General features: G+C 72.8%; 4 protein-coding genes. 1 reads left to right on the top strand and 3 read right to left on the bottom strand.

What is annotated here, in order from left to right:
• Positions 1-20: 20 nt before the first annotated feature.
• From U5A56_RS22310 to U5A56_RS22300, 3 genes are read right to left on the bottom strand one after another with little or no spacing between them, the layout of a single operon-like run.
• Positions 21-1,046, bottom strand: coding sequence for a GNAT family N-acetyltransferase (locus tag U5A56_RS22310; protein WP_321924600.1), 1,026 nt, complete (start codon positions 1,044-1,046; stop codon positions 21-23).
• Positions 1,036-6,036 carry a non-ribosomal peptide synthetase gene (locus U5A56_RS22305; protein ID WP_321924598.1) on the bottom strand — a complete coding sequence of 1,667 codons (5,001 nt, stop codon included), beginning with the start codon at positions 6,034-6,036 and terminating at the stop codon, positions 1,036-1,038. Before U5A56_RS22305 ends, U5A56_RS22310 begins: the two co-directional genes overlap by 11 nt.
• A gap of 9 nt (positions 6,037-6,045) precedes the next feature.
• Positions 6,046-15,744, bottom strand: coding sequence for a non-ribosomal peptide synthetase (locus U5A56_RS22300; protein ID WP_044843629.1), 9,699 nt, complete (start codon positions 15,742-15,744; stop codon positions 6,046-6,048).
• A gap of 272 nt (positions 15,745-16,016) precedes the next feature.
• Here U5A56_RS22300 and U5A56_RS22295 point away from each other — a divergent pair, with 272 nt between their 5' ends.
• Positions 16,017-17,762, top strand: a complete 1,746-nt coding sequence (locus U5A56_RS22295; protein WP_044843577.1) for a cyclic peptide export ABC transporter — start codon at positions 16,017-16,019, stop codon at positions 17,760-17,762.
• The last annotated feature ends 99 nt before the right edge of the window (positions 17,763-17,861 follow it).

The following is a 17,861-nucleotide window of genomic DNA, read 5'->3' as shown; positions in this document are numbered from 1 at the left end:
TTGTCGGTGAAACCGGCCCGTCAGACGTGACGGCCGGAGAAGAAGGTCTCGCGCAGCGTGCGCATCCACAGCGGCTGCCCGTCGGCGAGCGCCAGGCGGCGCTGCCGCGCGAAGCCGTGCCGCGCGAGGGTATCGACGACCCGCGCGCGGCCGGCCGGGACCGCGCAGCCGACCGCTTCGGTGCGCGGGTCGTCGAGAAACAGGTAATGCACGACGGACGACAGCCAGCCCGCCACGCAATGCGGGCCGCGCCAGCGCGATGCGCCGACCAGCATCCGCAGCCCGCGGTCGTAGTCGCGCGCGCCGACGTGCGGCGCGAGCGGGTCTTCCTTCAGCCAGTACGCCTCGACGTACGCGAACGGTTCGCCGTCGAAGCAGCCGACGAGCGGGCTCACGTGCGGATCGGCATCGGGCGCCGTGTCGTGCGCGCCGGGCTGCGTGCCCGGCCAGCCGTCGCGCACGCGCGGCTCGTCGAACCAGTGCGCAAGGCGCGCGGCATCCTCGCCCGGCTGCCAGCCGCGCAGCGTGAAGCGCACGCCGAGCGCCGGCAGGTCGCGCGCATACACGTCGCCGCGCGGCGCGGGCGGCCGGCGCGGATGACGCCGGCCGTCGGTCAGCATCGGCAGCGTCGCGCACGGCAGATGCGCGCCGACGCGCCACAGATCGGCCTGCTGGGCCCAGCCCTCGCGCATGCACCGGCCGCCGTCGGCCAGCACGCCGCTCGCGCGCAGCGCATCGAGCGCGACCGCCGGCCATGCGGCCGGGTCGAGCCGGATCGCCGCGTGGCGCGCGCTGTCCGAAAACGCCGCGGCGAGCGCGGCCAGCAGCGCGCGGCGCTGGTCGGCCGGCGCCGCGCGATGGTTGTAGGCGACGAGGCGCAGCGCGCCGTCGTCGCCGAGTTGCGCACGCAGCAGCTGCGCGCCGATGCCGTCGCCCTGTGCGACGCGGATCTCCGTGCCGTCGCGCACCGCGAACAAGCCGTCCGCGAACGCGAGGCGGTACGTATCGAGCAGCGTGAATCCGTCCGGGCGCACTTCAGCCAGCATCGCGCACCTCCAGCCGCGAGTGCGCCGCTGCGTCGAGATGCGTGCCGAGCGCCGCGAGCGTCGGCGCCGCGAACACGTCGGCGACCGTCAGCGCGTGCCCGTCGCGGCTCGCCGCATCGACGAAACGCACGACGTCGAACGACGTCGCGCCGGCCTCGAACAGATCGGCATCGGGCGCGGGCGCGGCCGTCGCGAACGTGTCCGACCACAGCGCGGCGAGCGCGGCAGCCGTGTTCGGCACGCGCGATGACGCCGCCGCATGGGTCGCGTTGCCGGCCGGTGCGACCGCGACCGCTGCCGGCGCGGCAAACAGCGCATCGGGCACGCCGAGCGGCGCTTGCGCCGCACCGGCGAAACGCGCGACTTCGTCGTGGTAAAGATCGACGAGCGCGTCGACGAAGCGGCCGTCGAGCAGTTCGTCCGCATAGGAGAACGCGGCGCTCACGCGGCCGTCCGGATGTTCGACGACGTCCAGCTCCAGCGTGAACACGACGCGATGACGCACGTCGTCGAAGCCGGCGAGCGACAGGCCGGCCCAGTCGCGTGCGGCCGCGCCGGTCGGGCGCAGGTAGTTGAACATCACCTGGAACAGCGGATTGGCCCGCGCGGCACGCGGCGCGCGCAGCGCCGCGACGACGTCGGCGAACGGCACGTCCGCATGCGCATAGGCGGCAAGCGCCGTATCGCGCACCTGAGCGAGCACGTCCGCGCGGCGGGCCGTGGAATCGAGCCGCGTGCGTACGACCACCGAATTGATGAAGAGGCCGAGCGCGTCGCGTGCGGCTTCACCCGTGAGTTCGCGCGTCGATGCCAGCACGCCGACCGGCTGGTCGGCCGCGCCGGTCACGCGGAACAGCGCGGTATTGAGCGCCGCATGCAGCAGCATCGGCAACGTCGCGTGCGACGCCGACGCGGCATCGCGCGCGGCACGGATCAGCGACGCGTCGAACTCGAACGCGATGCGCGCCGCACGCCATTGCGGCACGGCCGGCGCGTCGGCGCGCTGCGGCAGCATGGGCGGCGGCAGATCGGCCAGCGCGTCGCGCCAGTACGCGACACGGGCCGGCTGGCACGGCGCGGGCAGCACGAGCGGCGTGTTTTCTGGCGTCGTCGTCGTCGAAGAGGCCCGGGCCGCTTCGCCGCGCACGAGCGCGACATAGCGCGCGCGCACCGCGTCGAGCCACAGCTCGATCGATTCGCCGTCCGACACGATGTGATGGATCGTCACCGACAGCACGTGATCGTCCGCGCCGAGCCGCAGCACGCGGGCGCGCCACAGCGGCGCGTCGGCCGCGAGATCGAACGGTGCGAGCGCATCGGCGCCGGTCAGCGCCGCCGCGCGCGCGAGCGCGTCGGGCTGCGCGGACAAGTCGACGACCGGCAGCGCGACGCTCGCCGCGGCGTCGATCCGCTGGCCCAGCAGCATGCCGTCGCGCGCGACGAGCCGCGTGCGCAGCGCCGGATGCGCGGCCGCGACCGCCGAAAACGCCGCGCGCAGCGCATCGACGTCGAGCGGGCCGCGCACGCGCAGCGCGACCGGAATGTTGTATGCGGCGCTGTCCGGCTGCGCGCGCCACAGGAACCACAGGCCGAGTTGCGCGGGCGACAGCGGCCACACGCCGTGCGCATCGGGCTTCGCCATCGCGACGCCCGGCGCCGCGGCGCCGGCGTGCGCGGCGCGCGGCGCCTCAGCCACCTGGCGCGCGTATTGCGCGAGCACCGGCGCTTCGAACAGCGCGCGCACCGGCACGTCGCGGCCGAGCCGCTCGGCAACGCGCGTCGCGACGCGCACCGCCGCCAGCGAATGGCCGCCGAGTTCGAAGAAGTGATCGCCGCGGCCGACGCGCTCGACGTTCAGCACGTCGCGCCAGATCGCCGCGAGCGCGGTTTCGTCGCCGTCATGCGGCGCCTCGTAAGCGCGTTCGACGCGCATCGGCGCCGGCAGCTGCGCCCGATCGACCTTGCTGTTCGCGTTGCGCGGCAGCGCGTCGAGCACGATCAGCTGCGCGGGCACCATGTAGTCGGGCAGCATGCGGCGCAGATGCGCGTCGAGCGTCGCGGCCTCCACCGGTTGCGCGGCCGCCTGCGCGTCGGCGGTCAGTTCGACGTACGCGACGAGCTGCGCCTGCGCGCCCTGCCCGTGCACGACCGCGCACGCTTCGCGCACCGCATCGTGCGCGGCCAGTTGCGCCTCGATCTCGCCGAGTTCGATGCGCAGCCCGCGCAGCTTCACCTGGTGATCGACGCGGCCGATGAAGTCGAATACGCCGTCCGCGCGCCGCCGCACGAGGTCGCCCGTGCGATACAGGCGTGCGCCCGGCGCGCCGTACGGATCGGGCACGAAGCGCTCGGCCGTCAGCGCGGGACGGTCGAGATAGCCGCGCGCGACGCCGATCCCCTCGCCGCCGAGGTACAGCTCGCCGATCACGCCGACCGGCAGCGGATGCAGCCGCGCGTCGAGCACGTGCGCGGTGCGCGCGCCGACCAGCGTGCCGATCGGCAGGTACGCGGCGTCGCCGAGCGTCGCGAGATCGTCGCCGGGACGGAACATCCACAGCGTCGGCGTGATCACGGTCTCGGTCGGGCCGTAGCCGTTGACCACGCGTACTTTCGGCATCGCGCGGCGCAACATCGCGAACGCTTCGCGCGACGTCGCCTCGCCGCCGACGGTCAGCGAGCGCAGCGTCGGCGGCGCGCCATGCACGAGCGCCCATTCGGCAAGCTGTGCGGCGCAGCCGGGCGGCACGTAGGTCATCGTCACGCCGTCGCGAATCATCATCGCGCAGGTCTGCGCGGGCGGCCACAGCACGTCGGCCGTCACCGACACGGCGGCGCCCGACAGGTACTGCGAAAACCAGCCTTCGTGCGCGCCGTCGAAGTTGACCGACTGGAACAGCAGGAACACGTCGTGCTCGCCCGCGCCGTAGCGCTCGGCGATCGCCACGCAATGCCGCGCGAACGCCGCGTGATCGACGATCACGCCCTTCGGCTTGCCGGTCGAGCCGGACGTGTAGATCGCGTACGCCGCATGGCCGGGCAGCACGTCCGGCAGCGCGACGTCCGCGGCTTCGTCGAGCGCGTCGACTTCGTCCGCGCGCCAGACGCGCAGCGCCGGCAGCTCGGGCAGCGAGGCGGCGCTCGCGGCGTCGGTCAGCACGTGCGCGATGCCCGCGTCGCCGACGATCTGCGCGAGCCGTTCGCGCGGATGCGCCGGATCGAGCGGCACGAACGCGGCGCCCGACTTCAGCACCGCGATCAGCGCGACCAGCAGGTCGACCGAGCGCTGCAGCGCGACGCCGACGCGCATCTCGGGCCGCACGCCGGCCGCGACGAGATTGCGTGCGATGCGGACCGCGCGCGCGTCGACCTCGCCGCGCGTCAGCGCGCGATCGATGTCGGCGACACCGCGTGCGTCGGGCCGTGCGTGCGCGTGCGCTGCGATCCGCGCGTGCACCGGCACGAACGGTTCGGCTTCGGCCGCGCCCGCCGGTGCGTTCCACGCGAAGAGTTGTGCGAGTTCGTCGGCCGGCAGCCAGTCGAGATCGCCGATCAGCATGTCGGGGCGCGCGAGCGCATCGCCGAGCAGCGTGACGAAGCGCGCGGCCAGCCGCGCGATCGCGTCGCCGTCGAACAGGTCGAGCGCATAGATGAATGCGGCGTCGAACGTGCCGTCGGGCGTCGCCTCGACGGCAAGCGTCAGGTCGAATTTCGCGGCAGGCGTGCCGGACGGCAGCAAGGTCGCCGATGCTGCGCCCAGCGCCGGCAGCGCGCGGCGCTCGCCGTACGCGGCCATCACCTGGAACAGCGGATGGTGGCTGGCGCTGCGCGGCACGCCGAGCGCGTCGACGACCTGCTCGAACGGCACGTCCTGGTGCATCTGCGCATCGACGAGCGCGCGCTGCGTGCGCGCGACCAGCGACGCGAAATCGCCGTGCGCGGGCACGTCGACATCGATCGCGAGCGTGTTGACGAAAAAGCCGATCAGGCCGGCCGTTTCCGCGCGCTCGCGGTTCGCGGCCGGCACGCCGACGCAGATCCGCGCATCGCCGGTCGCGCGCGCGAGCAGCGCGTCAAGCGCCGCGAGCAGCACCGCGAACGGCGTCGCGCCCGACGCGGCCGCGAACGCGCGCAGCCGCGCGCCGGTGTGTGCGTCGAGGGAAAACACGTGACGCGCACCGCGTGCGCTGCGGCGCGCCGGCCGCGCTGCGGCGCCGGGCAGCGTCAGCACGCCGCGTTGCGGGTCGAGGCGCTCGCGCCAGAACGCCAGCTGGCGATCGCGCTCGCCGGCATCGAGCCAGCGGCGTTGCCACAGCGCATAGTCCGCATACTGGATCGGCAGCGGCGCGAGCGGCACCGGCGCGCCCGACGCATACGCGCGATAGAACGCCGCGAGTTCGAACCGCATCACGTCCGACGACCAGCCGTCCGACACGATGTGGTGAACGGTCAGCGCGAGCCAGTGATGCGTCGCGTCGAGACGGATCAGGTGTGCGCGCATGAGCGGCGCCGCGCCGAGATCGAACGCGGCGGCTTCGTCGGCCGTCGCGATGCTTTCGGCGCGTGCCATGCGCTGCGCGTCGGGCAGCGCTTCGAGACCGGTCTCGCGCCACGGGCAGCGCAGCGGCGGATGGATCGTCTGCGCGACGCCGTCCTCCGCTTCGTCGAAGGTCGTGCGCAGCGCTTCATGGCGCGCGATCAGCGCATCGCACGCGAGCCGCAGCGCGTGCGCGTCGAGCGGGCCCGTCAGCGCGAGCCGCTCGGTGATGTGATACGCGTCCGGCGCGTCGATCAGCCGCGCGTGCAGCCACAGCCGCGTCTGCGCGAACGATGCCGGCACACGGTCGCCGCGCGGCGTGCGCGGCGGGATCGGCAGCATGCGAAAGTCGATGCCGGCCGCGCCGAGCTTGTCGATGAACACCGCGCGCTGCGCGTCGGGCAATTGCGCGAAACGCGTCGCGAGTGCGAGCCAGTCGGGTTGCATCCTCGTCATCCGTCGTCCTTATTGGGTTTCCAGTTCGCCGAGCAGCGCGTCGATCGCGCTCGCCGCGTCGGTCGCGCCGCGTGCCGCGCAGGCCGCATCGATCGCGTCCGCGCAGCGTGCGAGCGTGCGGGTGTCGAACAGCGTGCGCAGCGGCAGCGCGAGGCCCCAGTGCAGGTTCGCCTGCGCATGGGCTTGCGTCGCGAGCAGCGAGTGGCCGCCGAGCAGGAAGAAATCGTCGTCGCGGCCGATCGCGTCGACGTGCAGCACGCGTTGCCAGATCGCCGCGAGCGCGCGCTCCGTGTCGGTCACGAGTTCGCTGGCCGCGGCCGCCTCGCGCACCGGTGCGGGCAACGCATGGCGGTCGCACTTGCCGTTCGGCGTGACCGGCAGCGCGTCGAGTTCGATCAGCTGCGACGGCACCATGTAGGCCGGCAACTGCGCGCGCAGCGAATCCAGCAGGGCCGCACGATCGAGCGGCCCTGCGTCGCCGCGTGCGACATAGCCGATCAGTTGCTCGTCGCGCACGATCACGACCGCGTCGTGCACGCCCGGCGCCGTGCGCAGCAGCGCCTCGATTTCACCCGGCTCGATCCGCTGGCCGCGCAGCTTCACCTGCGTGTCGACGCGGCCGAGGTAGTCGAGCGCGCCGTCGGCGCGACGCCGTGCGAGGTCGCCGGTGCGATACATGCGCGCGCCCGGCACGAACGGATCGGGCACGAAACGCTCGGCGGTCAGCCCCGGGCGGCCGAGATAGCCGCGCGCGAGCCCCGCGCCGGCCAGATACAGTTCGCCGGTCGCACCGGCCGGCACCGGCTGCCAGGCCGCGTCGAGCACGTGCAGCTGCAGGTTCGCGATCGGATGGCCGATCGGCACCGCGAATGCGTTGGCGTCGTCGGGGCCGCAGGTCCAGTGCGACACGTCGATCGCGGCTTCCGTCGGCCCGTACAGGTTCACGAGCGTCGCGTTCGGCACGAGCCGCGCGACCTTCACGACGAGTTCCGGCGCGAGCGCCTCGCCGCTCGCGACGATCAGGCGCACGCTGTCGCATTGCGCGGCGGCGTGGAAATCGTCGAGATACGCGGCGAACGCGGCCAGCATCGACGGCACGAAGTGCAGCACCGTCACGCCGTGCGCATGGATCGCGGCCGCGAGGCGGGCCGGATCGCGGTGGTCGCCGGGCGCGGCGATCGCGAGCTTCGCGCCGGTCGCGAGCGGCCACACGAATTCCCACACCGACACGTCGAAGCCGAACGGCGTCTTGTGCAGCACGACGTCGTCGCGCGTGAGCCGGTACGCGTGCTGCATCCACGCGATCCGGTTCGCGAGCGCGCCGTGCGAGTTGCCGGCGCCCTTCGGCTTGCCGGTCGAGCCGGACGTGTAGATCAGGTACGCGAGCTGGGCGGCGTCGATGTCGGTCGCGATCTCGGCGGCATCGCCCGCTTCGCCGTGCTCGCCGCCATCGTTCGCTTCATCGGCGAGCAGATCGGCGACCGTCAGCAACTGCGTCGTCGCGTCGTCGCCGAGCGCGGCCTCGACTCGCGCGCTCAGATGGGCCTGGGTGATCGCGACCGCGGGCCGCGCGTCGCGCAGCAGGTACGCGATGCGCTCGGCCGGATAGTCGGGGTCGACCGGCAGGTACGCGGCGCCGGCCTTCAGCACGCCGACGAGCGCCGTCACCATGTCGAACGAACGCTCGACGCACAGCGCGACCGGCGTGTCGGGCTGCACGCCGCGCCGGCGCAACGCGGCGGCGACGCGCGTCGTGTTCCGGTCGAGTTCGCGATAGGTCGCGCGTTGCACGTGGCCCTGGGCATCCGTGTATTCGAGTGCGATCGCATCGGGCGTTGCGCGTGCGGCGTCCGCGAATTGCAGATGCAGCGGTTGCCGCTGCGCGTCCGGCCAGCTCCGTGCGGTGTCTTGCGCGCTGGCCAGCGCGTCGCGCGTCGCGTCGTCGGCGATCGACAGCGTGCCGAGCAGCGCGTCGGGCGTGCGGGCCAGCGCATCGAGCGCGCACGCGAACGCGCGGTGCCAGGTCTCGACCTGGTGCGCATCGACGCGCGCGGTGTCGTAGCCGTAGTCGATCGTGAGCTCGGCGCCGCTTTCGATCACGAGCGTCAGCGCGAAATCGGTCGACTCGATGCTGCGCACGCCGCGCAGCGCGAGCGCACGCGGATCGGCATCGCGCGCCGTGTCGTCGACCGGGTAGTTCTCGAACACGACCAGCGTGTCGAACAGCGCGCCGCCGGCGCCGCGCGCCCAGCGCTGGATGTCGGCGAGCGGCGTATGCGCATGCTCGGCGGCCGCCGCGTTCTCGCGCTGCAATCCTTGCAGCCAGTCGGCCGCGCGTTGTTGCGGCGCGGGCGCCGTGATCACCGGCAGCGTGTTGATGAAGAGGCCGAGCACCGTATCGACGTCCGCGAGCGCATCGGGACGGCCCGCGACGGTCGCGCCGAACGCGACGGCCGGCTGGTGCGTCATGCGCTGCAGCGCGAGCGCCCACGCGCCCTGCACCAGCGTGTTGACGGTCAGCTTCAGCGCGCGCGCCGTGTGCGCGATACGCGTCGTCGCGGCCGCGTCGATCGTCGCGCGCCACGTGACCATCTCGGCGTCCGCGCGGTCGGCCACACGCTCGGCGATCAGCGTCGGCGCGTCGAGGCGCGCGAGCCGCCGGGTCCAGAAACGCTCGTCGGCGTCGCGGTCGCGCGTGCCGAGCCACGCGATGAAGTCGCGATAGCGCAGCGCCGGGCGGCTCGCGAACGGCGACACCGCGTCGGGGTCGCGATAGTCGCGCAGCACGTCCGCGAGCAGGCGCGCGGTGCTCCAGCCGTCGAGCAGCACATGGTGGCGCGTCCACACGACGCGCCACGCGTCGTCCGTTACGCGGATCACCGTGAGCCGCATCAGCGGCGGCTCGCGCCAATCGAAGCCGCGTGCGCGATCGACCGCGAGCCACGCGTCGAAGTCGGCGTCGAGCGTGTCGCCGCGCGTACGCCAGTCGAGTTGCTCGACCGGCATCCGCGCATGGCGATGCACGCATTGCAGCGGTGCGGCCTCGTCGGGCATCACGCTGGTGCGCAGGATGTCGTGACGTGCGACCGAGGCGGCGAACGCGGCCGCGAGCCGGTCGGTATCGAGCGCAGTCGCGGTCGCGACGAGCTGGTTCACGTAGCTCGCATGACCGGGCGCGAACAGCGCATGGAACAGGATCCCCTGCTGCATCGGCGACAACGGATACACGTCGTCGATCGTGCGCCAGTCGAGCGGCGCGCGCTCGATCGCGGCCTGCGTGAGGCCGGCGGCCTGCGCGAGCGGGAAGTCGCCTGGCGTCGCGCCGCCGCCGCGATGCGCGACACGCGATGCGCATGCGTCGGCGAGTTCGCGCAGTGCGGCCGCAAAGCGTTCCGCGAGCGCATCGATCGTCGCGCGCTCGAACTGCGGCGCGCCGTATACCCAGTGAACCTTCAGCGTGCGCGCGCCGTCGCGGTCGGTATCGAGGTACGCATGGATCGCGAGCGTGTTGCCGAGCGGCCCTTGCGGGTCGCGCTCGATGCCGGTGCCGCCGAAGCGCGGCACGAGCGCTGCGTCGCGCGGCGCGTCGAACTGGCCGAGATAGTTGAACGTGACGCGCGGACGCGGCACGGCGGCCAGCGCCGCACGCGTCGCCGCGTCGCCGTAATGCGCGAGCACGCCGAAGCCGAGCCCCTTGTGCGGCACCGCGCGCAGCGTGTCCTTGACCGCGCACAGCGTGTCGCGCGCGGTGGCTTCGACCGGCAGCGTGACCGGATAGTGGCTCGTCAGCCAGCCGATCGTGCGGCTCGCGTCCGCATCGTCGAACAGCGCCTCGCGGCCATGCCCTTCGAGTTCGACGCGGCACGACGCGGCGCCGTCGGCACCGGCCAGCGCCAACGCGAGCGCCGCGCCCAGCAGTTCGATCGTCTGCGTGCGATACGCGGCGTGCGCGTCGGTCAGCGCGGCGCGGGTCAATGCCGCGTCGATGGTCTGCACGACGACGGCCGCGTCGGCGTTCGTCGCCGGTGCGTCGGGATGATCGGGCACCAGGTCGTCGCCCTGTGCCATGCCGGCCCAGTAAGCCGCTTCAGCGGCGAACGGCGATGCCGGCTCCGTCGCGGCACGCGCGAGGCGCGCGGCCCACACATCCGCGCGCAGGCCCGGCTGCGACAGGCGAACGGGCGTGCGCTCGCATGCGGCGCGATACGCGGCGTCGAGGTCGTCGAGCAGGATGCGCCACGACACGCCGTCGACGATCGCGTGGTGAATCGCCAGATACAGCCGCGCCGCGCCGTCCGGCAGCCGCGCCGCGCATGCGCACGCGAGCGGCCCGCGGCCGAGGTCGAGGCGACGCTGCAACGCGTCGAAGCGCGCCAGTGCGTCTGCTTCGTCGCGCGCGGCGACTTCGACGAACGGCAGCGCGTCGTAGGGTTTCAGCGCATCGCTCGCGCGCCACTTGCCGTCCGCGCCACGCGCGAAGCGCTGGCGGAATGCGTCGTGATGGGTGAGCAACGTATCGAATGCACGCGCGAATGCGTCGGCGTCGAACGGACCGCGCACGTCGAACGCGACCGACTGGTTCCAGTGGCCCGGATGCGGCACGTCGAGCGCGAAAAAGCGCTGCTGTGCAGGCGTCAGGACCGCTGCGGAAACCGTTGCGGACCGAGCCGGCACGGTCGATGTCGTTGCGGCGGCAACGTCCTCGATCTTCGCGATGCGCGCGAGTTCGGCGACCGTCGGGCCGTCGAACAGCTGCTTCGGCGTGAAGCGCACGCCGCGCTTGCGGGCGCGTGCGATCACCTGCAGCACGAGGATCGAATCGCCGCCGAGCTCGAAGAAATTATCGTCGCGGCCGACGTGCGGCGCCTTCAGCACCGCTTGCCAGACTTCGGCGAGCGCCGTTTCGACGGGCCCCTGCGGCGCATCGCCGGCGGCCACCGCCACCGGCGCGGCGGCCAGTTCGCGCAGCGCCGCGCGATCGAGCTTGCCGTTCGCGGTCACCGGCAGGCGTGCGAGCACGACGAACTGCGCGGGCACCATATAGTCGGGCAACGTCGCGCCGAGCGCCACGCGCACGGCCGCTTCGTCGAATGCCGCGCCGTCGCGCATCACGACGAACGTGGCGAGCCGCAGGCGGGCGTCGTGCTCGATCGCGAGCGTTTCGGCCTGCGCGATCGGGCCGGCCGCGCGTACCGCCGCGCTCACCTCGCCCGGCTCGACGCGATAGCCGCGAATCTTCACCTGGTCGTCGATGCGGCCGAGGAACGCGAGACGGCCGTCCGCGCGCAGGCGCACGCGGTCGCCGGTTCGATACAGGCGCGCACCGGCCGCGAACGGATCGGGCACGAAGCGCTCGGCGGTCTGCGCGGGCCGGTTCAGGTAGCCGCGCGCCACGCCCGGCCCGCCCAGATACAGTTCGCCCGCCGCGCCGGCCGGCACGCACGCGCCGAATGCGTTGAGCACGAGCGCGCGCGCATTCGGCAGCGGGCCGCCGAGCGGCACGCCGCTCGCGGGATCGCGCGCATCGGCGGCGATCGACGCGGTGTCGCACGCGATCGCGCCGACGGTCGCCTCGGTCGGCCCGTAATGGTTGATCACGCGGCAGGCCGGCGCGAGCGCGGCGATTCGCGCGACGAGCGCCCACGTCAGCGTTTCGCCGCCGGTCACGAGCGCATGGCGCGGCAGCACGTCGGCCGGCACGCGCGCGTCGAGCAGCGCCTGCAGGTGGCTCGGCACGATCTTCAGCACGCCGACGTCGCGGCGGCGCATCTCGTCGGCGAACAGGTCCGGATCGAACGCGCACGCGGCCGGCAGCAGGTGCAGCGTGCGGCCCGCGCACAGCGCGCCGAACAGCGTCGTGTGGCCGAGGTCGGCGGCAACCGTCGACACCATCGCGAACGACGCGTCCGGTGCGAATGCGAGTTCGTCGAGCATCCCCTGCACGTAGTCGGCCAGTGCGCCGTGCGACACGACGACACCCTTCGGCGTGCCGGTCGAACCCGACGTATAGATCAGGTACGCGCCCTGTTCCGGATGCGGCGCGACGCGGATGCCGGCCGCATGCGCGAGCGTCGCGTCCTGCGCAAGCGTGTCGACGTCGAGCGGCTGGGCGGCGCTGCCGGCCGGCCACGCGGCCCCGTCCGGCTGCTGCGCGACGAACGCCCAGCGTGCGCCGCAATCGGCGGCCGCGGCCGCGAGGCGCGCGGCCGGCTGGGCCGGGTCGAGCAGCACGGCCAGCGCGCCGGCCTTCAGTGCGCCGAGCAGGCCGACGACGAAGCGGGCCGAGCGCTCGATGCAGACGATGACCGGTGCTTCGGCCGTCGCGCCGCGCAGTTTCAGCGCATGTGCGATACGGTTCGACGCATCGTCGAGTTCGGCGAACGTCAGCGACGCCGACGCATCGGCGAGTGCGACGCGATGCGGATACGCGGCGGCCTGCCGCGCGAACGCGGCGACGATGTCGGCGTGTTCGATCCGCAACGCACGGCCGTCGCGCGGCTGGCGCGATGCCGGCGACGCATCGCATGGCAGCGCGGCCGTCGCGCGGTGCGGTTCATGTGCGGCGGACGCGACGAGCGCCGCATAGCTGTCGAGCCATGCGCGCGCGGTGTCGGCTTCGATGCAGTCGGTCGCATAGGCGGCGACGAGTTCGATCCCGTGCGCGTCGTCGGTGAAATCAAGCGCGAAGTCGAAGCGCGCGGCGAGATCGGGCCCCGGCGTCGCAACGGCGGTCGCGCCCGGCAGCACGCTGTCGTGCCGCGCGTCGAACTGCTGCGCGAATTTCACGCGCAGCCATTCGTCGCCGCGCCTGACGGGCGGTTTCACCGCATCGACGACGCGCTCGAACGGCACGTCCTGGTGCGCGACCGCATCGAGTGCCGCCGTACGCGCCGCGTCGACCAGCGCGCGGAACGGCAGCGTCGGCGCCACCTGCACGCGCAGCGCGACCGTGTTCAGGAACAGGCCGAGCAGCGCGCGGGTTTCCGGGCGCTGCCGATGCGCGACCGGCACCGCGACGACCACGTCGGTCTCGCCGGTCAGGCGCGACAGCCATGCGTCGAGCGCGGCCAGCAGTACCGTGAAGACCGTGGCCTGTGCATCGCGCGCGAGACGCCGGACGTCTGCCGCAACCGCGTCGGGCAGGCGAACCGACACGCGTGCGCCCTGCAGCGTGCGCGTCGCACCTGGCTTCCGATCGACCGGCAGCGCGAGCGAGCCCGGCACGTCGCGCAAGGTGTCGCGCCAGTAATCGAGCTGGCGCTCGCCTTCGCCGCCGGCGAGCATGTCGCGCTGCCAGTCCGCATAGTCGGCGTACTGGATCGGCAGTGGCGGCAACGACGGTTCGCGCCCTTCCGCATACGCACGGTACGCGGCCGACAATTCGTCGAATGCGCAGCGCGAGCTCCAGCCGTCGGTGATCGCGTGGTGCGCAGTCAGCAGCAGCCGGTGGCGATCGTCGGCGAGCACGACGAGCGTCGCGCGCAGCAGCGGCCCGTTCGACAGATCGAACGGTGCGCCCGCGTCGCGCTCGGCGATACGCGCGGCTTGCGCGTCGCGAGCGGCCGGCGGCTGGTCGCGCAAGTCGAGCGTCGCGATCGTAACCGGCAGACGGGCATGGATGCGCTGCATCACGATGCCGTCGTCGTTGTCGACGAGTGTCGTGCGCCACGCGTCGTGCCGCCCGATCACGTGATCGAGCGCACGCTGCAGCGCAGCGCGGTCGAGCGCGCCGTCGATCGTCCAGTGCGCGGCGATGTGATACGCGGCGCTGGCATCGCGCGTTTGCGCGAGCACCCAGAAGCGTTGCTGTGCGAGCGATGCGGCACGATCGACATGCGGGGCACCCGATGCGGCGGCTTCGGCCGGTGCACGGCGTGCGGCAATCGCGGCGAGCGGCTCGCCCGTTTCGCGCTCCGCGCGATCGACGCGCGCGGCCAGCTCGGCCAGTGCCGGATCGGCGAACAGCGTGTCGAGCCGCAGGTTCACGCGCAACGCGGCGCGGATCGCGGCCTGCAGTTGCATCGCGGCGAGCGAATCGGCGCCCAGCGCGAAGAAGCGATCGTCGCGCGACGGCGTCGCGTCGAGGCCGAGCAGCGTCTGCCAGAAGCCGGCGATCTGCGCTTCGGTCGGCGTGCGCGGCGCGGCGCCGGCGGGTGCTTCGGCGTCGCGCGCGGCCGCGCTGCGCTCGCGCAGCGCGGCACGGTCGAGCTTGCCGTTCAGCGTGTACGGCAGCGCATCGCAGCGCACGAAGCGGTGCGGCTGCCACGCGGCGGGCAATTGCGCGCCCACGTGCGCCTTCAGCGCCGCGTCGTCGGCGGCCGCGCGCAGCGCGACGCACGCGATCAGCCGCGTCGGCCCGTTGCCGGTTTCGGCGATCACGGCCGCGTCGGCCACTGCCGGATGCGTGCGCAGGCACGCGGCGATTTCCGCGGGCTCCACACGCACGCCGCGCACCTGGACCTGATCGTCGAGGCGGCCGAGATAATCGAACGCACCGTCGGCGCGCAGGCGCGCAAGATCGCCGGTGCGATAGACGCGGGCACCGGGCTCGCCGTGCGCATCGGGAATGAAGCGTTCGGCCGTCAGCGCCGGGCGGCCGTGATAGCCGCGCGCGAGACACACGCCGCCGAGCAGCAGCTCGCCGCCCTCGCCCGCGTCATTCGGCTCGCCGGCCGCGTCGCCGTCGATGCGCGCGACACGCGGGCCGATCGCGCGACCGATCGGCAGCGACGCATACGCATCGTCCGCTGCCAGCGCGGGCATTTCACCCGGCTCGACCGGCCACAGCATCGGTGAGATCACGGCCTCGGTCGGCCCGTAGCCGTTGATCAGGCGTACCGACGGGAACGTGCGGCGCACGAATTCGAATGCCTGTTGCGGCAGCGCTTCGCCGCCGAACGCGAGCACGCGCAAGGCCGGCGGCACGCCGTCGCGCGCGGCGACGGCCGCGAATTCGCGCAGGTAGGCCGGCGGAAATGCGGCGACGCTGACCGCTTCGCGCACCATCAGCGCATGCGCGGCGTCCGGCGCGAACGGTTGCGGCGGCGCGATCGTCACGCTCGCGCCAACCGCGAGCGGCGCGAGCCAGCACTCGTGCGCGGCATCGAAATTGACCGACGCGAAATGCAGCAGGCGGTCGCCGCCCGCGATCGGCAGCGCGGCCGCGAGCGCATCGCAATGCGCGGCGAGCGGCCCGTGCTCGACGACCACCGCCTTCGGCGTGCCGGTCGAGCCCGACGTATAGATCATGTAGGCGGCCGAGCGCGGATGCACCGGCACGTCCTCGTCGTCGACGCCGGCGGCGGCCTCCGCGGAGCTTGCGTCGAATGCGTGTTCGAACGACGCGCCGAGCGCCGCGCGGCCGGCCGCATCGACGACGCCGTGCCGCAGTTGCGCATCGCGGACGATCCAGTCGAGGCGCGCGGCCGGATGACGCGGATCGAGCGGCACGAATACGCCGCCCGCCTTCAGCACGGCGAGCAGCGCGACGAACAGCTCGCACGAGCGCTCGACGCAGACACCCACCCGCACTTCCGCGCCGACACCGGCCGCGCGCAGTTGGCGGGCAAGGTGCGACGCACGCGCGTCGAGCGCGCCGCGCGACAGGCGCAGGTCGTTCTGAAAAGGCGCGGCGAGCGCCGGGGCGTCGGGCGCGCGGCGCGCCAGTTCGCGGATTCGGTGATGCAACGCAGTCGGGAAACTCGTCATGTGCGTGAAGTCCTTCGGTCCGGCCGCTTCGGCCAAGTCTCGGGGCCGCATGGGGCGGCTTCACTGGTGTGACGAACGGCGCGGCCGATTTTTTACCGTTTTGCGCGCAAAGCCGGCACGGATGCATTTTTTGAAGGCAGGGCTAAATATTTGCGCGGCCCGTTCGTCTATCAGGGAGGAAAGTCGCAACCGGGCCCGCCCCGCGCGCCGCTTTCGCATCAGTCTTGCCGTTTCCGCAGGGTTTGCCTGCCCTTCATTTACCGACGTTGCCGATGACCGCTGCCCACGAGCCTTCTTCCCCGCCGTCCCTCGACGCCTCCCCCGGCCGCCCCGCGGCCCGCCTGATCCTCGCGTTGCTGCGCGAAAGCCGCGCGTCGCTCGCGCTGGCGCTCGTCGCCTGCGTGCTCAACGGCGTCGCGAGCGTGCTGCTCGTCGCGACGCTGAACCGCGCGCTCGCGACGCCCGGCGCGGCCGACGCGGCGCTCGCGTGGCGCTTCGCGCTGTGCGCGGTGATCGCGCTCGTCACGCGGATCGTGTCGGGCACGCTGTTCGCCCGGCTGTCGCAGGACACGATGGCGCGGCTGCGCGTGCATCTCGCGCGGCGCGTCGGCGCGGCCGAGCTGCGCGACATCGAGCGGATCGGCGCGGCGCCCGTGCAGTCGGTGCTGACCGACGACGCGACCAACGTGTCGATGCTGTTCTTCGCGCTGCCGAACCTGGTGATGCACGGCTCGATCGTGTTCGGCTGCCTCGGCTATCTCGCGTGGCTGTCGTGGCCCGTGTGCGTGCTCGCGCTGACCGCGATCGTCGCCGGCTCGCTCGGCTACCACACCGGCGATCGCCGCGCGATCGCGTCGCTGGAGGCGGCCGGCCACGCGCAGGACCGCCTGTTCGGCTATCTCGGCTCGCTGTTCTCCGGCGCGAAGGAGCTGAAGCTGCACGACGCGCGCGCGCGCCAGTTCGTCGACGGCCAGCTCGGCGCCGCGATCGGCGAGGTGCGCGACCACCGCCGCCGCGCGTTCAGCGCGTATGCGGTCGGCGTCGGCTGGATCATCTTCCTGTTCTACGTGTTCCTCGGCGCGGCCGCGTTCTGGCCGCAGCTCGGCGTGCATGCCGATGCGGGCACGGCGGCCGGCTACGTCGTCGTGTTCCTGTTCATGCTGGTGCCGCTCGACGGTCTGCTGAACAACCTGCCGACCGTCAACGCGGCGCGCGTGTCGCTCGGGCGCATCGAAGGCGTGATGGCCGAATTCGGCGCGCTGCGGACGGTGCCGCCCGCCAGCGACGCACCCGACGTGCCGCCGGCAGGCGCCGTCACGCTGCGCGGCGTCACGCACGCGTATTTCCACGAGCGCGACGAACGGATGTTCCGCATCGGGCCGATCGACCTGACGATCCGGCCGGGCGAGCTCGTGTTCATCGTCGGCGGCAACGGCAGCGGCAAGACGACGCTCGCGAAGGTGCTGACGGGGCTCTACGAGCCGGAGGAAGGCACGATCGAGGTCGACGGCCGCCCGATCGGCTGGCGCGAGCGCGCCGCGTACCGGCAGCGTTTCAGCGCGGTGTTCAACGACTTCCACCTGTTCGATGCGCTGCTCGGCATCGTCGATCCCGACGATCCGGCGCGGGCGCAGGCCGATGCGCGCGCGAACGCGCTGGTCGCGAAGCTCGCGCTCGATCACAAGGTGAAGGTCGTCGACGGCGCGTTCTCGAACCGCGCGCTGTCGACCGGGCAGCGCAAGCGGCTCGCGCTCGTCGTCGCGTACCTGGAGGACCGGCCGTTCTACCTGTTCGACGAATGGGCGGCCGACCAGGATCCGTCGTTCAAGGCGGTGTTCTACGAACAGTTGCTACCCGAGCTGCGCGCGCGCGGCAAGGCCGTGATCGTGATCACGCACGACGACCGCTATTTCGGTCTCGCCGATCGCCTGCTGAAGCTCGACAACGGGCAGATCGTCAGCGACACGACGCCCGCGCGGTCACGCGTACGCGATGGTGCGGATGCGCTGAGCGCGTAAGTATCGTCAAACACCGGCCGCCTGCGCGCAGCGGATGCTGCACGCAGGCGGTTTCAGGTTCGAAGGATGGTGAGCGTCGGGAAGCACCGGAAGCACCGG

It is taken from the genome of Burkholderia sp. BCC1998 (assembly GCF_905339875.1).
Classification (GTDB): domain Bacteria; phylum Pseudomonadota; class Gammaproteobacteria; order Burkholderiales; family Burkholderiaceae; genus Burkholderia.
Note: the sequence above shows the minus strand (reverse complement) of the source record. Positions and strands in the feature narration are given on the sequence as shown.

Coding starts and splice junctions, on each gene's coding strand:
- U5A56_RS22300 (WP_044843629.1), bottom strand. CDS start 15,744: ATGACGAGTTTCCCGACTGCGTTGCATCACCGAATCCGCGAACTGGCG.
- U5A56_RS22310 (WP_321924600.1), bottom strand. CDS start 1,046: ATGCTGGCTGAAGTGCGCCCGGACGGATTCACGCTGCTCGATACGTAC.
- U5A56_RS22295 (WP_044843577.1), top strand. CDS start 16,017: ATGACCGCTGCCCACGAGCCTTCTTCCCCGCCGTCCCTCGACGCCTCC.
- U5A56_RS22305 (WP_321924598.1), bottom strand. CDS start 6,036: ATGACGAGGATGCAACCCGACTGGCTCGCACTCGCGACGCGTTTCGCG.